Source organism: Citricoccus sp. (assembly GCF_032154715.1).
In the GTDB taxonomy this organism is placed as follows: Bacteria; Actinomycetota; Actinomycetes; order Actinomycetales; family Micrococcaceae; genus Citricoccus.
In genome coordinates this window covers 1-21,323 of the sequence record NZ_JALDXU010000020.1, presented here as the reverse complement: position 1 = coordinate 21,323, position 21,323 = coordinate 1, and the positions used below count along the sequence as shown (strand labels likewise).

Below are 21,323 nucleotides of genomic sequence, written 5' to 3'. Positions count from 1 at the left end.
CTCGGATCCGTGGGGCTCACGGCATCCTGTCAGCGGGCCGCAGGGCCAGTGGGACGGAGCGGGGGCCGTATTCGAGCCAGTTCATCATCACGATGTCCCCTGCCAGTGAGAAGGTCTCCGTCCGGGCGAGCAGCTCCTCTAGGGCGATGAGCAACTCGAGTCGTCCCATCGTAGCGGCCGGGCACTTGTGGGAACCGCGGCCGAAGGACAGGTGGCTGTTCTGCTTGCGCCGCAGGACGAACGTGTCCGGATCCTCGAAGCGGGTCACGTCCCGGTTGGCGGAGGGGAAGATCAGGGCGATGGGCTCGTCCTGGGCCACCGCCCGCCCGTGGATCACGGTGTCCCGCTTGGCGGTCCGCGCGAACACCCGGTAGGGGGCGTGCAGGCGGAGCATCTCCTCGATCGCCGAGGGTAGGTCCTCCGGATGGGCCCGCAGGTGCGCCTGGAGGCCGGAGTCCGTGGCCAGGTGGGCGATGCAGCTGCCCAGCACGGCCTGGGGCGCCCCCATCCCGGCCACGATCAGCTGCCGGATGGTGGCGACGGCACTGGTTTCCGTGATGGCGGTGTCCGGGTCCAGGGCGGCGCGGTGCAGGCTGGCCACCAGGTCCCGGGACGGGTCGGGGTCCTCCGCCAGCCGCCGGTCGTAGATCTCGCGGGCGATCTCATACAGCCGCTTGCTGCACTCCTCGATCACGGGGTTGTCCATGTCCTGGATGGCGAAGCCGTAGCGCACGCCGATCTCCCGGATCTCCCGGGTCTGGTCCCGGGCCAGGCCGAGCAGGGAGGCGAAGCAGTCCATGGCGAACGGCGCCGCCAGATGCCGGACCCCGTCCGGGGAGGACTCCATCAGCATCCCGTCCACCAGGCGGCGGGCGCTGTCCCGGAAGGCGCCGGCGTGCTCGGTGACCACCGAGCGGCGGAACACCGGATCGATGGCGGTGCGGTAGTCGGTGTGCTCCGGCGGGTCGAAGTGCAGCGGTGGCCGGCGGGAGACCCGGGGCACGTGCGGGACTACGTTCTGCTTGGCCGTGCTGAACAGCTCGTCGTCCTGGGTGATGGCCAGGATGTCCTCATAGGTGGTGGCCGCCCAGAAGCCGCCGTAGTCCGCGCTCCAGGGGAACGGGTTCTGCTCGCGCAGGGCCGCATAGTCGGCGTGGGCGGAACCGAACGTCTCGTTGCGGTCCGGTGACCACTCGGACGTGCGCGTCTCACCGGTGAAGGGGCAGCGGCCGGTGCCGGCCGGCGTCGTGCTCGGGGGGTGGGGGGTTGTCATCTCAGATGACCTTCCTGCGCGCCCAGCGCGCCATTTGCTCCACCGCGACCACCACGACGATGAGGCCGATCAGGATGCCGGCGGTGGTCTGGTAGTCGATCGAGGTGACGGATTCGTGCAGCAGGAACCCGATGCCGCCGGCGCCGACGATCCCGAGGACCGCCGATTCGCGCAGCGCCAGGTCCGCCGTGAACAGGCTGTTGCCGATGAAGGAGGGGACGAACTGGGGCCAGGCGCCGCCCACGAAGGCCTGGAGCCGGCCGGCGCCCACGGCCTCGAGGGCACGGATGGGGCTCGGATCGATGTTCTGCAGCGCATCCGTGAAGAACTTGGACGCCAGCGCCGTGCAGGAGATGGCCAGCGCCAGGAACCCGGCGAACGGACCCAGCCCCAGGGCGGCCACGAACACGATGGCGTAGACGATGTCCGGCACGCCGCGGACCACCACGATGACACCGCGCAGTGCCCAGCCGAGCACCGGCACCCGGACGAGGTGGTCCGTGGAGAACACCGCGATGACCAGGCCGATCAGCACGCCGAAGGTGGTGGCGGTGAAGGCCATCACGAGGCTCTCGAACAGGCGCAGGGCGATCTCCGCGGTGAACACGGGCGGCACGAACCCGGTGAGCATGGCCACCGCGTTGTCCCAGCCCCGGGCCAGCCGGTCCGGGGAGATGCTCAGCGCGGACAGGGACAGGAGGAAGAGCACGACGCCGGCCAGCAGCCCCGCGGCGCGGCCCACCCGGGGTGCGTTCCAGCCGGGGGTGGCGAGGTCCTTCCCCGGGGGGAAGGCCATGGAGTGCTCGGTCTCCCCGGCGTGCTCGGACACGGCGCGCTGCACCAGGTTCGAGATGAGCTCGAGGACGAGCAGCAGCACGATGATGACGGCGATGATCCCGGCGGCGCGGGGGTAGTCCAGGCTGCCGATGGAGCGCTGCAGGGCCACGCCGATGCCGCCGGCGCCCACGAGGCCGAGCACGGAGGACGCGCGGATGTTGATGTCCAGGCGGTAGAGGACGAACGAGGTCATCTGCGGCAGGGCCTGGGTGAAGGTGGTGGCGACGAAGACCTGGAAGCGGTTCGCACCGGTGGCGTTCACGGCCTCGCGGGGTGCGGCGGAGATCTCCTCGAAGACATCCGTCATCATCTTGCCGATCATGCCCACGGAGTGGAACGCGATGGCCAGCGCGCCGGCCGCCGGGCCGAGCCCGAAGATGCGCACGAAGATGATGGCGAAGACGAGGGAGGGCACGGCGCGGCTGACCACGATCAGCGTGCGGCAGAGCCACTGGACCCAGCGCGGCCCGGTGAAGGTGTTGGCCGCGCCGGCCGCCAGCGGGATGGAGACCAGGGCGGCGATGCCGGTGCCCGCGATCGCGATCTGCAGGGTCTCGAGGACGAGCGCCGCCAGTTCCGGCACGGGGCCGCTGGTGGCGGGGAACATCCGGCCCAGCAGGCGGGTGATGTCCTCGAAGCCGGCGGCGATGGCCGCGGGGCGGACATCGATCCACCACAGGCCGAAGACCGTGATGGCCCCCAGGATCAGTGGGATCACCCAGGTGGCCGCAAGGGCCCGGGGCGGCCGGGCCGGCGCGGGATCCGGTGTCCGGCCCCGTGTGTCCGGCGGGGTGAGCGTGGTGGGCATGTCAGGCACCCCGGTGGGCTTGGTAGATGGCGCGGATCTCCGGCTCGTTCGTGGTGTGCGTGGGCTTGTCCAGGATGAACTGCCCGTCCCGCACGGCCACGATCCGGTCCGAGACCTCCAGGGCGAGGTCCACCTGGTGCAGGGAGCACACCACGGTGAAGCCGTCCTCGGCACTGAGCTTCTTCAGGGTCTCCAGCACGGAGATGCTGGCCGCCGGGTCCAGGGAGGCCACGGGCTCATCCGCCAGGACCAGGCGGGCGTCCTGCATCAGCATGCGGGCGATGGCCACGCGCTGCTGCTGGCCGCCGGAGAGCGTGTCACACCGCTGGAAGCGCTGGTCCACCAGGCCGACCCGCTCCAGGTTCTCCACGGCGCGTTCGCGCAGCTGCTTCGGGTAGGTCATGATCCCGTAGCGGGGCATGGTCAGGGAGCCCAGGGCGCCCATCAGCACGTTCTCCAGGGCGGTGAGCCGGCCGACCAGACCGAACTGCTGGAACACGAAGCCGATCTCGGTGCGCAGGCGCCGCAGCTCGCGCCGGCTGCAGCGGGCCGGCTCCCGGCCGAGGACCTGCACGTGGCCCTCGGTCGGGGAATGGCTGCCGTTCAGCAGGCGCAGCAGGGTCGACTTGCCGGCGCCGGAGGGGCCCACCAGGGCGATGAACTCTCCGGGGTGGATCTGCAGGTCCACCCCGTGCAGCACCGTGTTGTCCCCGAACCGCTTGACGACCCCATCGAGGGTGATGCTGGGGGAGTGCTGCGCGGTCTCGGCCGCGGGCTTCTCAAGCGTCATCACGGCAGACCTCCGCCTGGGTGGTCTCGCAGATCTCGCGGATCGGATCGTAGTCGGCGTCCGTGGCCGGCTCGAAGGCGAAGGCGCCCGTGCCGCCCCACTCGCAGGCGGGGCCGCCGGCCACGTCCTCGCCCCAGGGGGCCGGGGCCTCACGCTGGGCGTCCTCCTCGCAGAAGCCGGCCTCCACGGCGGAGACGGCGTCGTACTTCTCCATGGCGCGGACCACGCCGTCCTTGATGTCCTGGGAGAGCCAGGAGCCCACCACCATGGGCGTGCCCGGGATGGGGTCGGAGGTGAAGAAAGTCTCCGTGTCCCCGTCCTCGATGATGCCGCGGGCCGGCAGCAGCTCCGTCACGAAGGTCTCGGCCACGAACGCGGCATCACAGTCACCGGCGATCATCTGGGTGACCGCCACGTCATGGGAGCCGGCGAAGACGGGGTTCAGGTCCTCCTCCGGGTCGAGGCCCGCCTCCATCAGGGCGGCGGCCGCGGCCAGGTACCCCGTGGTGGAGGCCGGGTCCGTGAAGCAGACGTCCTTGCCCTCCAGGTCCTCCAGCGAGCTGATGCCGCTGCCCGGCGCGGTGACGCCGAGCGAGCTGACCGAGCCGGAACCGGGCTCGGGCGTGAGCTGGTCCTTCGCCACGGGCTCCACCTCTGCCACGTCTGAGGCCAGGTAGTAGGAGAACGCCCCGTAGACCGCGATGTCCACGCGCTCGGAGACCTGGGCCTCGATCACCCCGGCATTGTTGCTGACGGCCTGGATCTCCACCGGCAGGCCGGTCTCCTCCTCGATGGCCGCGACCACCGGTTCGAAGGAGGCCAGCAGTTCCTCGCTGTTGTCCGTGGGGACCACGGCGAAGACGAGTTCGGCGGGGGCGTCACTGGTGGTGTCCGCCGGCCGGGCGTTGGGGCTCTCGCCGCAGGCCGTCAGGGCGATCGCGGCTGCGGCCAGGAGGCCCAGGGTCTTGAGATGGGTGCGCATGGTCTCTCCTCGGGAAAGTCCAGATGGGGGTCAGAGGGGGGTCAGGGGGGATCAATAGAGGGCAGGTGGGTGTCTGACCGATGAGATAAGTGTCGCCAATTGAAGTGCATGGCGTGAGGTGCAACCTCAACGTGTCTCATATCACAACAGAATCCGTTGTGGATGTCAATGGAAATCGTAGAGAGGCCAGCGTTGACAAGAGTGCTGGGGCATGCCACGGTATGAGCCATCCCACGCAGTTCCTCGGAGACGACGGCGGTGATCAGCCGCAGTTAGTCATTGAAGCGGCACAAAATATGCAGCCTGTGTACCTCCCGTCGATCCGGGGGCTGACATTGCGGCAGCGGTGTGCCCCCTGGCCGGCATACCCCTGCGCCCCCCGCATCTCGTGCGCGTCTCGTGGTCTTCATCCCTTGTATCTCCTGCACCGAAGGCGAGTCCGAAACATGTCCACTATCCCTCCTGTGAACTCCGCCGACTGGAATCACGACCACAGCCGACGCCGGTCCCACGCCCGCACCTCCCTGCCGACTCGTTCGGCTCAGGCGCCCGGAAAACGGCGCGGACGCGTCCTGGCCGGCGCCACCCTGGCCGCCGCCCTCGCCTCCGCCCTGTTGGCTCCCGTGCCCGCGCTGGCCGGACCGGTGGGCGCGGTCGGTGCCGCGCCGACGTCGGCCACGGGCGGGACGACGGGCGGTTCCGGGACCGTCCGCGGAGAGCTGCCGAACGGCGGACACTACGTGCTGGTGACCCCGGAGCGGTGGAACGGCACGGTGCTGATCTGGAACCCCGGCTACGGAGGCGGCGGCTCGGACCCCTCGGCCGGACCCAGCGAAGGGATCGTCGACTGGCTCGTGGAACGCGGGTATGCCCTGGCGGGGACCTCCTCGGCCGATGGCGGATGGGCGGTGGAGGGGCTGCTGGAGAACCAGCCGCTGGTGATGTCCGCCGTCCGGGAACAATTGGGGGAGCCGGAGGACGTCATCGCCTGGGGTTCGTCCATGGGCGGACTGACCTCGGTGGCAGCCCTGGAGCAGCATGCCGACGTCATCGATGCCGCGCTGCCCCTGTGCGGGTCCGTGGCCGGAGCCGTCCCCATGCTCAACGGCAGCCTGGACGGCACCTTCGCCCTGCGGACCCTGCTGGCGCCCGGGGATGAGCGACTCCACCTGGTCAACGTCAGTGACGAGGCCGAGCGCCAGGCCGCCTTCCGTGAGGTGCTCGATGCGGCGCAGGAGACGCCGGAGGGGCGTGCCCGCATCGCGCTCGCCGCGAGCCTGGCGCAGATCCCGCCGTGGACGCAGGCGGGGGACGAGAAGCCGTCAGCGCGGGACTGGGCCGCCCAGCAGGACCAGCTCTACCAGGCGTTCATGTTCGGCGTGGTCTCGCCGCGGCAGCCCCTCGAGGACCGCGCCGGCGGCAACTTCTCCTGGAACACCGGAGTCGACTACACGAAAGCCCTGCAGGGCTCGGACCAGCAACAGTTGGTGCGGAACCTGTACCGCCAGGCGGGGCTCTCCCTGGACCAGGACCTGGAGACCCTGGCGGGCGCCGAACGGATCTCGGCGGACCCGGAGGCGGTCGCCTACATGCAGCGGAACGCGACGCCGGCCGGCGAGATCGGCGGCCCGGTTCTGACCCTGCATGAGACCGGGGACACCGCGCCCACCGTCACCCAGGCCCGCACCTATGCGGACCGCGTGCGGGAGAACGGGGACGAACCCCTACTGCGGCAGGCGTTCGTGGACCGTCCCGGCCACTGCGACTATGCCGATGCGGAGATGGCCGCCCTCGTGGAAGCGCTGCAGCAACGGCTGGACACCGGGCGCTGGGGTGCCACCACGAAGCCGTCACACCTGAACCGGGCCGCCGACCGCATCGCCCGACGGGACGGACTGGACCGGGGCGGCTCGTTCGCCTCCGTCCGCCCCGATCCGATGAACCGGCCGGAGCGGGGGCCGGCACCCGAGGCGGTGTCCCGTCAGGGGATGCTGGACGGGGATCGGGCGTACACACTGCACCAGCCCGCCGGCTGGAACGGTGACCTCGTGGTGATGCCGGGGCGGGACGATCTTACCGGGGTGACCGCTCAGTGGCTGGCCGAACAGGGGTACGGGACCATCGGGTACGAGCTGAGCGACGGCTGGGACCTCGTACTGGACGAGTCCAACGCCGGCGCCGCCGTGGAGACCTTCGAGCGGCTGGCCGGTGACGCCGATGACGTGGTGGTGGCCGGGCGGTCCCAGGGCGGGCTGGCGACCAGGATCGTCGCCGATGCCGCGCCGGAGTGGCTGGCCGGCTCCCTGCCGATGTGCGGCGGCGGCGCGGGGGCCGTCAGCACCTGGAACTACAAGCTGGACACCGCCTTCGCCCTGCGCGAGCTGGTCGATCCAGACTCGGCCATGCAGATCCAGGGCATCGAGGACCGTGCGGCCGAGCTGGAGGCCATGAACGAGCTGGTGGCACGGGCCGACTCCACGGACGAGGGCCGGGCCCGGGCCGTCCTCGCCGCCGCGCTGAGCAAGATCCCCGCCGTGGACCCGGAGACCGGCCAGGAGATCGGCCGCGGCCAACTGGAGGCGCGGATCGACCGGTACATCGAGCACCTGCCGTTCGCGATGGGCAGCCACGTGCGGGCCGGGTATGAACAGACCGTGGGTGGCACCTTCTCCTGGAACACGGGCGTGGACTACCGGCGCGAGCTTCAGCGCTCCGGCCGCTGGGCCGAGGTCCAGCAGGCCTACCGGGAGGCCGGGCTGTCCCTGACCGAGGATCTGCGCACCCTGGACCGTGCTGAACGGCTCTCCGCCGATCCGGAGACGGTACGGCTGGTGGAGCAGACCGCCACCTTCACCGGAGAACTGGGGGCCCCGGTACTGTCCCTCCACACCACCGGGGACGGGGCCGGGACCACCGCCGATGACGCCGCCTACCGGTCCACTGTGAACGCCGCCGGGTCCGCGCGCCAGCTGCGCCAGACCTTCGTGGCCTCCGAGGGGCACTGCACCTTCACCCCGGCGGAGGAGGCCGCGGCCCTGACCGCCCTGTTCGACCGGATCGAGACCGGCCGGTGGCAGTCCACCGCACCGCGGCAGCTCGACCGCCTCGCCGCCCGCGTGGACGCCGGTTCAGACCTGGAGTTGGGTGCCGCGCGGTTCACCTCGGGCGAGGCACCGGGCCAGCCGGCACGGATGTGGGACGTGCGGAACTGGGGTGACTACCGCGGCTGAGGGCGTCTCGCCCAGGTGTGCCGACCCGGGGTCTGCGTTCCGGGGGGGGGGTGAAGCGCCGCGGAGCGGGCCGTGTCTAACCGGCCCGCCCCCCGAGGTCCGTGCGGCAGTCCAGCTCGTCGAGATCCTCCGGCACCATGAACTCGCCGGAGAAGCCCGCGCCGGCATTCAGCCAGCGCTCGCGGGCCACGGTGCCGGGGACCAGATGGTGCAGGGCCAGTCGCGGGACGCGGGCCTGCTCGGCGACGCGGATGGCATCCGCAATGGAGCTGTGGGACTTGTGGTGGTGCTCCAGCGAGGCCACCGAGGTCGGGTCGGGTCGGTCCTGGTACTGCCGTTCCATGAACTCGAAGTCCAGGGCCTCGTGCAGCAGGAGTCCCGCACCCGTGGACAGTCGGACGAGATTGTCCGTGAAAGCCGTGTCGCCGGAGATGACGACCGCGCCGTCCCGCGTATCGAACCGGAAGGCGAAGGCGGGCGCGATCGGCGGGTGACGCACCAGCGTGGCGCTGACGACCACCTCCTCGTCGCGGAAGACCACCCAGGGCTCCATGTCCGGCGTCGGATTCTCATTGGGGTGGTATCCCGAGCCTTCCGGTATCTCGATGTCCTGCGCACCAAAGATCTCCGTGGGACTCGGGCGCAGTGAGTCGAGGACGCGGTCGTTGATGTCCGTGGCGTGGGCCTCCATCAGCTTGCGGAACATGACCTCTGTTCCTGGCGTCGGATGAGCCGGATTGAAGGGCGCCGGGGCCTTCTTGGCCCGCGGGGACGGCGGCGGCAGGACACCACGGTCGCCCGGCCCGAGGATCGGTACCGGACTGCCACGGCGGTGCTGCAACGCGGTGAGGGAGAAGAGGGCCACGCCGTTGAGGTCCACCGTGTGGTCCGAATGGAGGTGGGTCAGGAAGATGCCCTTCAGCCGGGCCGGATCCAATCCAGCCCGCACCAGCTGACGGCCGACGCCCTGGCCGCAGTCCACCAGATAGAAACCATCCGGGACGACGATGGCCGTGGCGATGCCCGAACGGTCCGTGTTGCGCCAGAACCTCGGCCCTCCGGCTGTGCCCAGGGTGATCACCCGTGTGCGTGGTACCTCCATGGAATCCGGCATTCAGGCGTCCGCCCCGGTCCTGGTGGCCTCCGGCTGTTCCGACAGGCCGTGGGAGGAGCGCCGGCGGAGCACGCGAACGACCTGTGGGACGGCGATGAGCAGGACAGCGAGCCCCAGGATCAGCAGCGCGATCGGACGGTCCAGGAATATGCCCAGCGTCCCGTCGCCGATGGCCAGCGAACGCCGCAGCTCGGCCTCGACCATGCCACCCAGCACGAGGCCGAGGACCAGCGGGGCCACGGGGTAGCCGTGCTGCTTCATGAGGACGCCGAACACGGCCAGCCCCGCCGCCAGGAACGCATCGAACAGCCGGGAGGACACCGCATAGGCGGCCACGACGGCCACGATCAACACGACGGGATACAGGTAGGTGTACTTGATGCGGAGCACGGAGGCGAACACCGGCGCCAACGGCAGATTGAGCGCCAGCAGCAGGATATTGCCGATGTAGAACGAGGCGATGAGGCCCCAGACCAGGTCGCCCTGCTGCTCGAAGAGCTGCGGACCGGGCTGGATGTCGAACAGGATGAAGGCACCGAGCAGGATGGCCGTGGTGGCCGAGCCCGGGATGCCGAGGGTCAGGGTGGGGATGAACGCCCCGTTGACCGCGGCGTTGTTGGACGCCTCGGGTGCCGCCACGCCGCGGATGTCCCCATGGCCGAACTGGGACTTGTCCTTCGCGATGCGTTGTTCCACGCCGTAGGTGAAGAACGTGGCCAGGGTGGGTCCCGCGCCCGGGAGGACGCCGATGATGAACCCCAGCAGCCCTCCGCGGCCGATGGCGCCACTGGCCTTGCGCAGATCTTTGCGGGACAGGATCATGTCCCGGAATCGGGTGCGGATCGGCTTCACGTGGCCCGAGGCCCCCTGGGTCGCCAGCTCGGCCAGGGCCACGATGCCGACCACGACGGCGACGAGGCTGACCCCCGAGTACAGTTCCGCTCGGTCGAAGGCGAACCGCAGGGTCGAGGTCTGCGAGTCGATGCCGACCATCGCGATCATGGCGCCCACCACGGCCATGAGAATGCCCTTGAGCGGATTCCGGCCGATGATCCCGCCCACCGTCAGCAGCCCGAGCAGCATGAGGGCGAACATCTCCGGAGGGCCGAAGTTCAGAGACATGGCCGCGAAGAAGGGGGCCAGCACGCTGAGGAACACCACGGAGATGGTGCCCGCGACGAACGAGGCGATGGCCGCGATGGCCAAGGCCTGGCCTGCCCTGCCCTTGAGTGCCATCTGGTGGCCGTCGATCACGGTCACCAGGGCCGCGCCGTCACCGGGCGTGCTGATGAGGACGGCGCTGATGGTGGAGCCGTACTCCGTGCCGTAGTACAGACCGGCCAGCATGATCAGCGCGGTGACCGGGTCCAGGGTCAGGGTCAGGGGCAGCAGGACGGCCACGCCAGAGGCGGAGCCCATGCCGGGCAGCATCCCGATGACGGTGCCCAGCAGGACGCCGACGAGGCAGAACAGGAGGTTCTCCGGTTCGAGTGCGACGCTGAAGCCGTTGAGCATGTTCTGCATCAGGTCCATGTCAGAGTCCGATCAGGTTGGTGGGGAACCGGATGGAGAGGAGCTGCTGGAAGACCAGCCAGAGCATGAGGGCGGTCACGGCGGCCATGATGAGGGCCGGCACCGGTTTCAGCTTCTCCACGAACAGGGCGATGGCCAACACCACCAGCGGCATCGCGATCATCATGCCGATGACGGTGGTCAGTATGAGTCCTGCGATGACAATGAGCAGGATGAGTACGGGCTTGACCAGGTCCCGGACGCCGGGAGCGGCGGCCTCAGCGGGCGGGATACCCTGGGCCGCCGCGGCAACTGCTCTGCGGTGGCTTCTGACCTCCTGCATCAACAGGACCAGGCAGCCCGCGATGAGCAGGATGCCCAGGGCAGCCGGTGCGGCTCCTGGCCCCAGGGGATTCGTCTCGGCGGACCACCCGTAGGACAGGGACATGCCCACGTAGACGATGCCCAGCACCGCCAGGAAGACCAGGAAGGCCATGCCCACGTAGTTCGGCCGGACGGGGTCCGTAGAGTGTTCCCGCACGGGGGAGTCTGGAGGCGACGCCTCATGCTGCCGTTCCGCATCGGTCATCATCGGGATCACTCCGTGTTCTCAAGCAGGTCCTGCTCACTGTCCTCGATGTACGAGGTCAGCTCTTCCCCGGTGATGAGCGCGGGGGACAGGGCGTTGCTCTCGATGTACTCGTCGTAGGCATCGCTCTCGGTCCAGGCCTCGATGGCGTCCATCCAGTACTCCTGCTGCGCCTCGTCGAGGTCCGGGGCCCCGAAGATGACACGCCATTGCGTGGAGAAACGTTGATCCGTGCCGAGGTCACTGGCCAGCGGCACCTCGGACAGCTCTGGGTGCTCCGCCGGTTCGGTCCCGGTGCTGAGGACGACGTCCAGTTCGCCGGCCTCCACCTGAGGCAGGAACTCGGCGGCTTCCAGGACCGCGAGGTCCACGTCACCGGACAGCACGCCGCGGATCGAGTCGCCGCCACCCTCGTAGACCACCGGCTTGAGGTTCATATCGAAGGCATCCCCCAGTTGCCCGGTCAGCAGGCTGTCCGCGGCGCCGGAGCCGACCTGGGCGATGGTCAGGCCTTCGCCGGAGGCCCGCTCGATCATCTCCTCGGCGGAGCTGAAGGCACCGGACTGGGCGACCACGTAGGAGACATCCTCCGCGACCAGGGCCAACTGGGTGTAGTCCTTCCAGGTGTAGCCCACGTCCTGTTCGTGAGGACGCACCACCATGTTCGAGTAGTTCCCGACGCCCACGATGTCGGCCTTGCCGGGCTCGTTCTTGACGATCAGGACGCCTTCGACCGTGTCGTAGTTCTCGACGACGGCCGAGTCGCCCGTGTGCTCCTCGAGCCCGGAGGCGAAGGCGCGGCCCAGGATGTCGCTGCCTCCGCCGGGCTGGGCTCCGACCGCGATCTCGACGGTGCCCGAGGGACTCCAGGTGCCGTCGTCGTTGGTCTCACCGCTGGAGCCTTGGCCGCAACCGGTGAGGAGGAGGAGGGAGAGTGCGGACGTGGTGGCGACGATTTTCCGATGCATGAGATGTCCTTTCGGTGGTGCGGTGGTGCGGTGGTGAGGTGGTGCAGTGGTGGGGGATCGAGGTTCAGTTCAGGGTGAGGGCGGTGTGACGGATGGATTCGCCTGCCTCCTGGAGCGCGGAGAATTCTTGCTGCGACAACTCGGGGAGAACGGCGCGGGGTCGGCCTTCCACCAAGTGGGTGGGCAGGGCCATGAAGGTCTCGGGAAGGCCGTCGATGCCGGAGGTGGAGGCCGTGGTGATGACCTGTCCACCGGCTGCCAGGGAGCGGATGAGGTGCATGACGCCGGCGCCACTGGCCCAACCGGAGCTACGCCCCGGTTTGAGCCGGGACCACCGCTCGAACCAGCCGTCGACGTCGGCCCGGACCCGATCGACGGCACCGTCCGGCCAGGCGACGGGCTGGCCATCGACGCGCACTGAGGAGAAGGCCGGGACCTGGCCCTTGCCGTGCTCTCCGAGGACGCTGGCCGTCACCGAGGTGACCTCCGTGCCGAGCTCCCGGGCGATGGCGCTGCGGAACCGAGCTGAGTCGTTCAAGGCGTAGCCGATCAACCGTTCTGCGGCGAAGCCGTGATGGCGCTGCAACCAGTCGGCCAGGATGTCCACGGGATTGGTCAGCAGCAGGACCAGGCCCTCGTCGCCGGCTTCGCGGCGGATCTGCTCCGCCAACGAGGCGAGCAGCTGGGCGTTCGCCGCCAGGAAGTCGCGACGGTCACCGTCCGGGGTCTCCGGCAGGGAGGCGGCGACGACCACGAAGTCGACGGGTTGGTCCGGGGAGCCGGCCAGGATGCGGGGGCGGTCGACGCCCAGCACCGCCTGAGCATCGGAGAGATCGATCCGGTGCGCCTCGACGAGGTTGTCCCGGCGGTCCTGGAGATACAACTCCTGGCCGATCCCCTGGGTGGCCAGCGAGGCGGCGGCTGAGGAGCCGACCAGGCCGGCGGCGCCGATGATGGAGATCCGCTGGGGCCAGGAGGGCGTGCGGGCGCTCATGCGATCCGGTACTTCGTGAAGGTCTCGTCGGTGAACTCGATCCCGTGGCCGGCCGCGGTCGGGACCGTCGCCCGCCCGTCGGCGATCTCCAGCCGGTTGGTGGTGTACGGCTCGAGGAAGGGGAAGTACTCGACGTAGACGGTGCTGTTCGTGGCGGCGGCCAGATGGATGTTGAGGTCGGTCATCAGGTGGGGGGCGAACCCCACACCCTGGGCATCGGCCAGGTGCATGATCCGCACCATCTCGGTGACGCCGCCGACCATGCAGACATTGGGCTGGACCATGGCGAAGGCCCGTTCGGTGACGTAGTCCAGGAACTCGGCGGAGCTGCAGTGGTGCTCGCCCCCGACGATGGGCATCGGCAGGTGACGCGCCAGTTCCAGGTGGGAGCGACGGTCCGTGTACACGACGGGCTCCTCGAACCAGAAGATGTCGTGCTCGGCCAGCTGGCGCCCCAGCGACAGTGCGCTGGAGTAGCTGAGCCGTTCGTTGGCATCGATCATGATCTTCACGTGCTCGCCCAGGGCCGAGCGCACGGCGGCGATGCGGGCGGGGTCCTCGCCGAGGTCCCGGCCCACGCGGATCTTGACGGCGTCGAAGCCGGAGTCCACATACTCCTGGGAGAGCCGGACCAGTTCATCCACGGAGAGGCGGCCGCCGGCCTTCCCGGATCCATACACGGGGACATCGTCGGTGATCTGGCCGATCTCGGCGGCCAGCGAGTGGCCGTTCGACTTGGCTTTGAGGTCCCACAAGGCGATGTCGATACTGGCCATCGCGAACCGGTTGATGCCGGTGCCCATCCGGTGAGTGAGCTCCTCCATCGCATTCCAGATCCGCTCGGGCTGTGAGGCGTCTCGGCCCAGGACGCTGGGGACGAGCAGGTCGTCGAGCAGGGCCTTGACGGAGGTGCCGCCGGCATGGTCGGTGATGAAGCTGTACCCCATCCCGGTGAGGCCCTCGGAATGGACGGTCACGCCGATCAGCTCGTGGTGGGCATCGTCGAAGTCGGCCGTCTCCCGGAGGAAGGGCACCCGCAGGATCCAGGTGTCGATGTTCTCAATCTTCATGCCGCTCGTTTCGTCAAGATGCTGGTCATTTGTGCCGTGGGATGGAACAATGTGTTTCCAGGTGGCACAGATGATCGTGTCGCACGTCACACTAACTGTCAACAGGTGCGGCTGAATTCCGGAGAAGCGTCCGGTGGGCGACCGTGCTCTCACCCCAGGAGGGATGCCCATGCAGGTCGTCACCAATGCGCTTCGCGTGGTCGAATGTGTCATCACCCAGCAGCCCGTGGGCGTCTCGGAGATCGCTCGGCAGTTGGATCTGCCGAAGTCATCGGTGCAGAGATCTCTCGAGGTCCTCCAGCGCAACGGTTGGCTAAAACGGGACCGCACCAATCCACGGCAATGGATTCAGACCCCGCGCATCTGGACGCTGGCCCATGCCGGCCCGGGGCTTGAGATCCGGGAGTTGACGTGGGAGGTCCAGCATTGGCTGAACGAGAAGACCGATGAGAGCATCCACGTGACCCACCAGGAGGGGGACAGCATCGTGGTCATCGACAGGGTGGAGTCGACGAAGTCGATCCGCGTGTTCGATCCCATCGGGACCACCGTGCCGATGCACCTCTCCGGATCAGGCCGGGCCCTCCTGGCGAGTTGGGACCGATCTGATCTGCAGGCGTACATCGACCGTCAGGTGGCGGCGCTGCCTTCCGAGCGACGTCCGGAGCCGGAGCAACTTCTGGCCGAGGTGGACGAGATCCGGGCCCGAGGCTTCTCGGTCAACCGTGGCAGCTGGCGTTCGGAGATCTCAGGGGTGGGCATCGCCCTGCCGCTGGCCGGACCGGGGAACCCGGCCGAGTACGGATTGGCCATCGCCGTTCCCAGCCACCGCTTCGAGGAGGACAACGTGGTCCACTATGGCGAGCTGGTGGAGGAGGCGCGGGACCGAATCCTGGCTGCGGCCGGCCTCCGTCCGATGACCTGACGGAGCACGTCACCGGGCTGAACCGGAAGCCAACCGCCGTTCCATCTGATCGGCGTACGGCCTCAGGCGGCGAGCCAGGGAGCGGGCGTCGTCCGACCGGCTGAGCCGGAGGTACGGAACCATGACCGTCACCGCGGCCACCGTCTGGCCGAAGCCGTCCCGCAGTGGCATGGCCAGTGCGGCCACCCCCGGTTGTGCCTCGCCGACCTGGATGGCCCATCCCCGGTTACGGACCTTCTTGATCTCGGCCTTGAGTTGGGTCCAGTCCTGGATGGTTCCGGGCTGGACCGTCTCCAGGGCGGCGCCCTCATACCGCGCCGCCAGGTCGTCGTCGGTCAGGCCCGCCAGCATCGCCCGCCCGGCCGCCGTGGCGTGAGCCGGGGTCACCGTCCGCACCGGACGGGCAATCCGCACCAGATGGGTGCCCTCCTCCGTCAGGATGAACCGGATGTTCCGGCCCTCCAGGACGGCGAGGCTGGTCGTCTCGAGCATTCCCTCGGCGACCTGCCGCAACACGCCTCCGAGCAGATCGGGCAACGTCGAACCACGGGCCACATCGGCGGTGATCTGCCGGAGGACGGGGCCGAGCGTGTACGGGCCGTGGCGCAGTTCTTGATCGAGGTAACCGGCCTCGGCGCACGTACGCAAGAGCCGGTGCGCCATGGACGCGCTGATCTGGAGGGCGCCGGCCACCTCGGTGAGGGTCATCTCACCCCGGGAGGCCACGAGCCGGACGAGCCGGAGGGCGCGGTCAACGGTCTGGAGCATCCTCGCCACCTTTCCACATAGGGGAAAGAGTGCCAGGCGCCTGCGCCGCGATACAAGGGGTGATGCGGATCCGTTCAAGGGCCGCGATTCTGACTCTTTCCGCAAGAGGGAAAGGGCTTCGGATTCCATTGTCGATTCCCCGGTTCCGGTCTTTACTTCAGGAATCACCCGCTCCCGTCCCTGACAAAGGAAGCACCATGACCTCCCACGCTGCATCCATCACCCCCACGCTCCGCCGGGGCCTGGTCGCCGCCCTTGCCGCCGGCACCCTGGTGCTGGCCGGCTGCGGTTCCGGGTCACCGACGGGCGCCGAGGAGTCCGCCTCCGAGGGCGGTTCGAGCCCCGCGTCAGCGAGTTCCGGCGAGCTGACGAGCATCTCGGTGGGCACCATCGCCATCGCCTCCTCCACGGAGCTCCGTTACGGCGTGGCCGAAGGGATCTTCGAGGACCACGGACTGGACGTCGAACTCGTCGAGGGCCAGGGCGGCGCGGCACTGTTGCCGGCGGTCCAGAACGGGTCCATGCAGTTCGCGGTGGGCAATCCCATGTCCGTGCTGACCGCGGCGGATCAGGGCCTGCCCATGAAGGTGGTCTCCGGGTACTCCTGGTCCTCCGCCGAGGGTGATGACATCAATGCCGTGATCGCCCGCAAGGACTCCGGCATCACCGGTTTCGATGACTTGGAGAATCAGACCGTGTCCGTCAACGCCGTCCACACCTTGGGCGACCTTTCCATCATGGAGGCCGCGGAGATGGCCGGCGCTGATCCGGAGAAGATCAACTTCAACGAGATGCCGTTCCCGGACATGCTGGCCCAGCTCGAACAGGGGAATGTGGACGCCGTGTGGCTGCCCGAGCCCTTCATGAGCCGGGCCATGGCCGATCCCGAGAACGTGGTCGTCGGGTATCCGAACCAGGAGGTCATGGACGGTATGCCCTTGACCATCCCCTTCACCAGCGCATCGATCGCCGAGGAGAGCCCGGAACTCGTGACCGCCTTCCGGGAGGCGCTGACGGAATCGGCCGAGCGTGCCGCCCAGGACGAGGAGGGCGTCCGGGCCATGCTGCCGGAGTTCCTGAAGATGGACGAGGAGACCGCCCAGTCGATCCGTCTGGAGCCGGCGCACACGGACCTGCCGATGGAGAAGATGCAGACCATCTACGACTTGATGCTCAAGTACGGCATGGCCGAGAACCCGCTGGATGTCGAATCCCTCTATGTCCAGCCTTAAGGCTCTGGCCGTCCGGACCGCCGTCTTCACCTTGGAGGAGTAGGAATGAAAGTTGCTGTCATCGGAGCAGGCATCGGGGGATTGGCCGCGGTGGCCGCCTTGCGGCGGCGCGGCATCGACGCCGAGGTCTTCGAACAGGCCCGGGCACTCGGGGAGATCGGAGCGGGCATCTCGCTCGCGTCCAACGGCTGGCGGCTGCTCGAGCGCCTCGGTCTGCTGGCGCAGATCGAGCGGGTCGGCTCGCACCTGGACCAGGGGTATTTCCAGCTGCGGGCGGACGGCTCGTTCATCTCCACGCTCCGGGAGCCCGGTGCCGCATGGGACCGCCGGGTCTTCGGGGTGCACCGCGCCGACCTGATCGAGGTGCTCGCCTCCGCGCTGCCGGACTCCGCGATCCATACCGGTCACCGGCTGATCGATCTTGAGCAGGATGACTCGGGGGTGCGCCTGCGTTTTGAGAACGGTGAGAGCGTCCGCGCCGACGTCGTGATCGGCGCGGACGGCATCCACTCCATCGTGCGCCGCAACGTCATCGGGGAGGTCGCCGCTCCGCGATCCTCCGGGACCGCGGCCTACCGGGCCCTGGTGCCCGTCACGGGGGCGGAGGACTGGGAGTGGGGGACCTCGAAGATGTGGATCGGTCCGGGGAAGCACTTCCTGGTGTACCCGATCCGGGCGGACCGGCTGATCAACATCGTCGCGGTGGTCCCGGCCCACGGGGGTGAGCGGGACTCCTGGACGGCGCCCGGCGATCCGGCACAACTCGCGGCGGAGTTCACCGGCTGGGATCCCGTGGTCACCGGCCTGATCGAACGGGTGACGGACACGTTCCAGTGGGGACTGTTCGACAGGCCCCCCTTGACCAGCTGGACCAGCGGACGGCTCGCCCTGCTCGGCGACGCCGCCCACGCCATGCTGCCCCACCTCGGTCAAGGCGGCAGCCAGACCATCGAGGACGCCTTTGCACTGGCCGCCGCACTCGAAGGCTCCACCGTGGCGGACGCCCCCGCGGCCCTGGCGCAGTACCAGTCGTTGCGCCTGGAGCGGGCGAATGCCGTGCAGTTGGCGTCCCTGGAGGCAGGGCACCTCTACGATTCGGTGGTCGAGGAAGACTACGACGCGCGGGACGAGAGGATCCGGAAGATGGCGCCGTTCTATGGGTGGCTGAGCAACCATGATGCCGATTCACTCGTGGCGCCGCCGCTGGCGCCCTCGCGCTGAGGTAGGGGGCTCCGCCAGTAGGTGCGGACCGGACGGCGAGTGATGGCGCGGAGGGAGCGGCAGCGCAAGTCCGTGTTCTCGCTGATCTCGTGGAGCCAGCGGACCGTCAGGTTCAGGAATCCGCTGACAATCCTCAGTGCCGTCAGGGACATTGCCGCTGGGGGAGATGAGCCCGAGTCGAGTGACGAGCATGACACTGAATGTGACTTTCCCGACTACTTTATGAGCCAACTGTCAGTATGATTACGCTATCACTCGTCTTTTCTCATGGGGACTCATAAATGAACAACTTTCCTGGGGTGGACTCTGCCCTCCCGACTTCCGTCAATCGCAAGCGCTGGCTGATCACGGGGGTGGCCGCTCTTGTCGTCCTGATCCTGCTGCTCATCTTCGCGCCGGCCCTCATCGTGGTCCTGTCTATCCCGGCATTCATCATCGCTCTCATCGCCCTGATCGTCGGTGGACTGCGCTGGGCACGGATCCGGAACCGACGCGTCGCCGGTGGACTCCTCGGCGGTACCTTCGTCCTGTTCATCGTCTCAGCCGTGGTATTCAGCAGCACCCTGCCGGCGGCGACCACGGGACAGGTGGCATCGGCTGAGACTCCCACCGCTGCACCGTCCATCACCGTCAGTGAAGAGCCCACGCTTACCGACTTCGTGGGGGAGGCCTGCGATGCCGATCATCTCGTGATGAGCCAGGGCGAGGACAACTTGCACTGTGATGACGACGGAGACGGCGGTCTCGTCTGGTTTACCGCCGCCGACCATGACGTGGCCGTGGAGAAGGCCGCGAAGCTCGCCGCTGAAGAGGAAGCCGCCGCCAAGAAGGCCGCAGAGGAAGCCGCTGCGAAGGAAGCGGCGGAGCAGGAGGCCGCGGAGAAGGAAGCAGCCGAGAAGAAGGCCGCGCAGGAGGCCGCCCAGGAGGCCGAGCGGAAGGCTGCAGCTGAGGCAGCGGAACAGGAAGCGGCGGAAGAGGCTGCTGCCGAGCGCGCTGCGGCCGCTGAAGCAGAGGCTGCCCGTGAGGCGGAACAGCAGGCTCCCCGGCAAGTCCAGTCGCCCTCGCAGAATACTGCTCCGACGTCCGCGTTCTACAAGAACTGTGATGCCGTTCGAGCGGCAGGTGCAGCCCCCATCCGCGCCGGCCAGCCCGGCTACAGCCGGAAGCTGGACCGCGATGGCGACGGCATCGGTTGCGAGTGAACCCTCGCACCACTCAATGGTCCGCAGGCCTCGGCCTGCTCCTGGCAGTGGCCGTCGCAGGTTGCGGCGTCCAGGGCTCCGCGACGTCAGCACCCGCTGAGCCCCTGGTGATCGGTTCCGAGGCTCCGACGCCGGAACCGATCACCATCGGGTCGGAAGCTGTGTGGTCCTTGATAGAGGACGAGCCCCCGGCCGGTTCAACGCCGACATCACCTATGGCGACACCGGAGATTGAACCCAGCGGCCAAGGACCTGAATCTGAATGGCGCCCGGAAGCCCGGCAAGTAACGGTGCTCGCGCAGTTGGATGCCCTGGCCGTAAAGGGTCGGGCGCCCCGGACGGGATACGACCGGGACCTCTTCGGTCGGGGATGGAATGACGCCGACCGGAACGGGTGCGATACCCGCAATGATGTCTTGCGCAGAGACCTCGTCGATGCTGTGGCCAAGCCGGGGACTCAGGGCTGCGTGATCCTCTCGGGCGTCCTCCAGGACCCTTTCACGGGAGATACCATCGAGTTCGTCCGCGGGCAGGACACCAGCACCGACGTGCAGATCGACCACGTCGTCGCGCTGTCCGACGCCTGGCAGAAGGGCGCCCAGCTCTTGGACGCGGATGAGAGGGTCGAGTTCGCCAACGATCCCCTCAACCTCCTCGCCGTGGACGGGCCGACCAACTCGGCCAAGGGTGACGGCGACGCCGCCACGTGGCTGCCTCCGAACCAAGGGTTCCGGTGCGACTATGTCACCCGCCAGACGGCGGTCAAGGCGAAGTACGAGTTGTGGGTGACCGCCGCGGAGCGGGACGCGATCCGCCGGATCATCACGACGCAGTGTCTTGCCTAGCCTGTCACCACGCCGACCAGCGCGGCGAAGATTCCAACCATCGCGACTAGCGAGATCGGCACCGCCAGGGCCCACTCGCGCCGGGATCCGGTGGGCCCGAGGAGGGGTAACTTCATCCGCCCGCCGCTGCTCCACAACTCCTTCAGGCCAGGCGTCCGCGTCACAGTACGCGGCGGTTTCAGCGCGGCCGGCCAGAGCAGGTTACACCCGCCGTCCGTGAGCATGTCACCGGCGATATGGACGATCACGCCGGTGGCCACGGCCACCACGAAGAGCTGACCCTGGTTCCCCAGCCCCACCGTCACCAGGGCACCCAGGGGGATGGCCACCAACCAGGGAATCTTCCGGGCCCGGTCCGGCATGAACGTCAGCGCCTTGATGGCGAACGAGGCCAGCAGCACCGTCCCCAGCCCCGCCCCCACCGGCAGCAAGCCGAGGGCGGTGGGCAGGGCCACCGTGGAGAGAAGCCAGGCCAGCAGAGTGAAGACGGCCAGACCGAGCAGCGAATGGGTGCCGTTGCGGTGCCCGCCGGCGATCCTGCCGACGGCCGCACAGATCCACTCGGACACCGGTGGCAGCGAATGGGCGATCGACGCACTGCGGTGGTCGGCGTCCGGCAGGAGCGCGGCCCCGGCGGCCACAATCGCTCCGGTCAGGATGCCGAGGTCCGTGATCCCCGGGAGCAGCCCGAAGCCCAGCGGGATCGTCTCGGGCAGCACCAGCGCGGATTCCGGTCCGAAGAGCCCGACGCTGGCGAGCGGGCCCAGCGGCACCGCAGAGTCCGCGGCGATCAGCACCCAGGTTGCGGCTCCACAGGCGGCATGGTGCGGTCCCATCATGGGCGGTGTTCCTTCCCGGCAGGCCTCCGAGAAGGGGGCGAGGGAGGGCCAGCTGTCGATTCGCCAGCGATCTAGTTAACCACGCCACGGCCGGGTTGCCCGGCCGGCGACCGGCGACGTGCCC

General features: G+C 68.7%; 18 protein-coding genes. 6 read left to right on the top strand and 12 right to left on the bottom strand.

Annotation, left to right across the window (positions count from 1 at the left end; genetic code table 11):
* Positions 1-16: 16 nt before the first annotated feature.
* Genes RUH65_RS05465 through RUH65_RS05450 form a run of 4 tightly spaced genes read right to left on the bottom strand, consistent with a single transcriptional unit; the run spans position 17 to position 4,690 of the window.
* Positions 17-1,273 carry a cytochrome P450 gene (locus tag RUH65_RS05465; protein WP_313816247.1) on the bottom strand — a complete coding sequence of 419 codons (1,257 nt, stop codon included), beginning with the start codon at positions 1,271-1,273 and terminating at the stop codon, positions 17-19.
* A gap of 1 nt (position 1,274) precedes the next feature.
* Positions 1,275-2,918, bottom strand: coding sequence for a phosphonate ABC transporter, permease protein PhnE (gene phnE / locus RUH65_RS05460; protein ID WP_313816246.1), 1,644 nt, complete (start codon positions 2,916-2,918; stop codon positions 1,275-1,277).
* 1 nt (position 2,919) lies between these two features.
* The gene (gene phnC / locus RUH65_RS05455; protein ID WP_313816245.1) at positions 2,920-3,708 is read right to left on the bottom strand and encodes a phosphonate ABC transporter ATP-binding protein; all 789 of its coding nucleotides are present in this window, start codon (positions 3,706-3,708) and stop codon (positions 2,920-2,922) included.
* Entirely contained in the window at positions 3,698-4,690 is a 993-nt protein-coding gene (locus tag RUH65_RS05450) for a phosphate/phosphite/phosphonate ABC transporter substrate-binding protein (RefSeq protein WP_313816244.1), read from the bottom strand. The genes phnC and RUH65_RS05450 overlap by 11 nt, the downstream gene beginning before the upstream one ends.
* Before the next feature lie 446 nt (positions 4,691-5,136).
* On the opposite strand from RUH65_RS05450, the gene RUH65_RS05445 reads away from it, so the two are divergent.
* Positions 5,137-7,920 carry a hypothetical protein gene (locus RUH65_RS05445; protein ID WP_313816243.1) on the top strand — a complete coding sequence of 928 codons (2,784 nt, stop codon included), beginning with the start codon at positions 5,137-5,139 and terminating at the stop codon, positions 7,918-7,920.
* Between the two features lie 76 nt (positions 7,921-7,996).
* Here the strand turns inward: RUH65_RS05445 and RUH65_RS05440 are convergent, their stop codons facing one another.
* The 6 genes from RUH65_RS05440 to RUH65_RS05415 form a co-directional block, all read right to left on the bottom strand.
* Positions 7,997-9,022 carry an MBL fold metallo-hydrolase gene (locus RUH65_RS05440; RefSeq protein WP_313816242.1) on the bottom strand — a complete coding sequence of 342 codons (1,026 nt, stop codon included), beginning with the start codon at positions 9,020-9,022 and terminating at the stop codon, positions 7,997-7,999.
* Between the two features lie 12 nt (positions 9,023-9,034).
* Positions 9,035-10,567, bottom strand: a complete 1,533-nt coding sequence (locus RUH65_RS05435; RefSeq protein ID WP_313816241.1) for a tripartite tricarboxylate transporter permease — start codon at positions 10,565-10,567, stop codon at positions 9,035-9,037.
* A 1-nt stretch (position 10,568) separates the two neighbouring features.
* The gene (locus RUH65_RS05430; RefSeq protein ID WP_313816240.1) at positions 10,569-11,087 is read right to left on the bottom strand and encodes a tripartite tricarboxylate transporter TctB family protein; all 519 of its coding nucleotides are present in this window, start codon (positions 11,085-11,087) and stop codon (positions 10,569-10,571) included.
* Between the two features lie 56 nt (positions 11,088-11,143).
* Complete coding sequence (locus tag RUH65_RS05425; protein WP_313816237.1) at positions 11,144-12,103, bottom strand: tripartite tricarboxylate transporter substrate-binding protein; 960 nt, start codon at positions 12,101-12,103, stop codon at positions 11,144-11,146.
* A 64-nt stretch (positions 12,104-12,167) separates the two neighbouring features.
* Positions 12,168-13,097 carry a lactate/malate family dehydrogenase gene (locus RUH65_RS05420; protein ID WP_313816236.1) on the bottom strand — a complete coding sequence of 310 codons (930 nt, stop codon included), beginning with the start codon at positions 13,095-13,097 and terminating at the stop codon, positions 12,168-12,170.
* Positions 13,094-14,167: a mandelate racemase/muconate lactonizing enzyme family protein gene (locus RUH65_RS05415; RefSeq protein ID WP_313816235.1), complete on the bottom strand. Its 1,074-nt coding sequence runs from the start codon at positions 14,165-14,167 to the stop codon at positions 13,094-13,096. The genes RUH65_RS05420 and RUH65_RS05415 overlap by 4 nt, the downstream gene beginning before the upstream one ends.
* A gap of 163 nt (positions 14,168-14,330) precedes the next feature.
* On the opposite strand from RUH65_RS05415, the gene RUH65_RS05410 reads away from it, so the two are divergent.
* A complete protein-coding gene (locus tag RUH65_RS05410) occupies positions 14,331-15,092 on the top strand; it encodes an IclR family transcriptional regulator (protein WP_313816234.1) in 762 nt (253 codons plus the stop codon).
* A gap of 9 nt (positions 15,093-15,101) precedes the next feature.
* On the opposite strand, the gene RUH65_RS05405 is transcribed toward RUH65_RS05410, so the two are convergent.
* Positions 15,102-15,860: an IclR family transcriptional regulator gene (locus RUH65_RS05405; protein WP_313816233.1), complete on the bottom strand. Its 759-nt coding sequence runs from the start codon at positions 15,858-15,860 to the stop codon at positions 15,102-15,104.
* A 197-nt stretch (positions 15,861-16,057) separates the two neighbouring features.
* On the opposite strand from RUH65_RS05405, the gene RUH65_RS05400 reads away from it, so the two are divergent.
* The 4 genes from RUH65_RS05400 (at position 16,058) to RUH65_RS05385 (ending at position 20,360) form a co-directional block, all read left to right on the top strand.
* Positions 16,058-17,092 carry an ABC transporter substrate-binding protein gene (locus RUH65_RS05400; RefSeq protein WP_313816232.1) on the top strand — a complete coding sequence of 345 codons (1,035 nt, stop codon included), beginning with the start codon at positions 16,058-16,060 and terminating at the stop codon, positions 17,090-17,092.
* A gap of 45 nt (positions 17,093-17,137) precedes the next feature.
* Positions 17,138-18,313 (top strand): FAD-dependent monooxygenase, encoded by a 1,176-nt coding sequence (locus RUH65_RS05395; RefSeq protein WP_313816230.1) that lies wholly within the window; start codon positions 17,138-17,140, stop codon positions 18,311-18,313.
* 281 nt (positions 18,314-18,594) lie between these two features.
* On the top strand, positions 18,595-19,515 hold the full coding sequence (locus tag RUH65_RS05390; RefSeq protein ID WP_313816229.1) for an excalibur calcium-binding domain-containing protein: 921 nt from the start codon (positions 18,595-18,597) through the stop codon (positions 19,513-19,515).
* A gap of 215 nt (positions 19,516-19,730) precedes the next feature.
* Positions 19,731-20,360: an HNH endonuclease family protein gene (locus RUH65_RS05385; RefSeq protein ID WP_396179653.1), complete on the top strand. Its 630-nt coding sequence runs from the start codon at positions 19,731-19,733 to the stop codon at positions 20,358-20,360.
* On the opposite strand, the gene RUH65_RS05380 is transcribed toward RUH65_RS05385, so the two are convergent.
* Complete coding sequence (locus RUH65_RS05380; protein WP_313816227.1) at positions 20,357-21,199, bottom strand: metal-dependent hydrolase; 843 nt, start codon at positions 21,197-21,199, stop codon at positions 20,357-20,359. The genes RUH65_RS05385 and RUH65_RS05380 overlap by 4 nt on opposite strands.
* Positions 21,200-21,323: the final 124 nt, after the last annotated feature.

Bases quoted from the DNA above. Each gene is read 5' to 3' on its own strand.
- RUH65_RS05465 (WP_313816247.1), bottom strand. From the start codon at position 1,273: ATGACAACCCCCCACCCCCCGAGCACGACGCCGGCCGGCACCGGCCGC.
- phnE (WP_313816246.1), bottom strand. From the start codon at position 2,918: ATGCCCACCACGCTCACCCCGCCGGACACACGGGGCCGGACACCGGAT.
- phnC (WP_313816245.1), bottom strand. From the start codon at position 3,708: ATGACGCTTGAGAAGCCCGCGGCCGAGACCGCGCAGCACTCCCCCAGC.
- RUH65_RS05450 (WP_313816244.1), bottom strand. From the start codon at position 4,690: ATGCGCACCCATCTCAAGACCCTGGGCCTCCTGGCCGCAGCCGCGATC.
- RUH65_RS05445 (WP_313816243.1), top strand. From the start codon at position 5,137: ATGTCCACTATCCCTCCTGTGAACTCCGCCGACTGGAATCACGACCAC.
- RUH65_RS05440 (WP_313816242.1), bottom strand. From the start codon at position 9,022: ATGGAGGTACCACGCACACGGGTGATCACCCTGGGCACAGCCGGAGGG.
- RUH65_RS05435 (WP_313816241.1), bottom strand. From the start codon at position 10,567: ATGGACCTGATGCAGAACATGCTCAACGGCTTCAGCGTCGCACTCGAA.
- RUH65_RS05425 (WP_313816237.1), bottom strand. From the start codon at position 12,103: ATGCATCGGAAAATCGTCGCCACCACGTCCGCACTCTCCCTCCTCCTC.
- RUH65_RS05420 (WP_313816236.1), bottom strand. From the start codon at position 13,097: ATGAGCGCCCGCACGCCCTCCTGGCCCCAGCGGATCTCCATCATCGGC.
- RUH65_RS05415 (WP_313816235.1), bottom strand. From the start codon at position 14,167: ATGAAGATTGAGAACATCGACACCTGGATCCTGCGGGTGCCCTTCCTC.
- RUH65_RS05410 (WP_313816234.1), top strand. From the start codon at position 14,331: ATGCCCATGCAGGTCGTCACCAATGCGCTTCGCGTGGTCGAATGTGTC.
- RUH65_RS05405 (WP_313816233.1), bottom strand. From the start codon at position 15,860: ATGCTCCAGACCGTTGACCGCGCCCTCCGGCTCGTCCGGCTCGTGGCC.
- RUH65_RS05400 (WP_313816232.1), top strand. From the start codon at position 16,058: ATGACCTCCCACGCTGCATCCATCACCCCCACGCTCCGCCGGGGCCTG.
- RUH65_RS05395 (WP_313816230.1), top strand. From the start codon at position 17,138: ATGAAAGTTGCTGTCATCGGAGCAGGCATCGGGGGATTGGCCGCGGTG.
- RUH65_RS05390 (WP_313816229.1), top strand. From the start codon at position 18,595: ATGAACAACTTTCCTGGGGTGGACTCTGCCCTCCCGACTTCCGTCAAT.
- RUH65_RS05385 (WP_396179653.1), top strand. From the start codon at position 19,731: ATGGCGACACCGGAGATTGAACCCAGCGGCCAAGGACCTGAATCTGAA.
- RUH65_RS05380 (WP_313816227.1), bottom strand. From the start codon at position 21,199: ATGATGGGACCGCACCATGCCGCCTGTGGAGCCGCAACCTGGGTGCTG.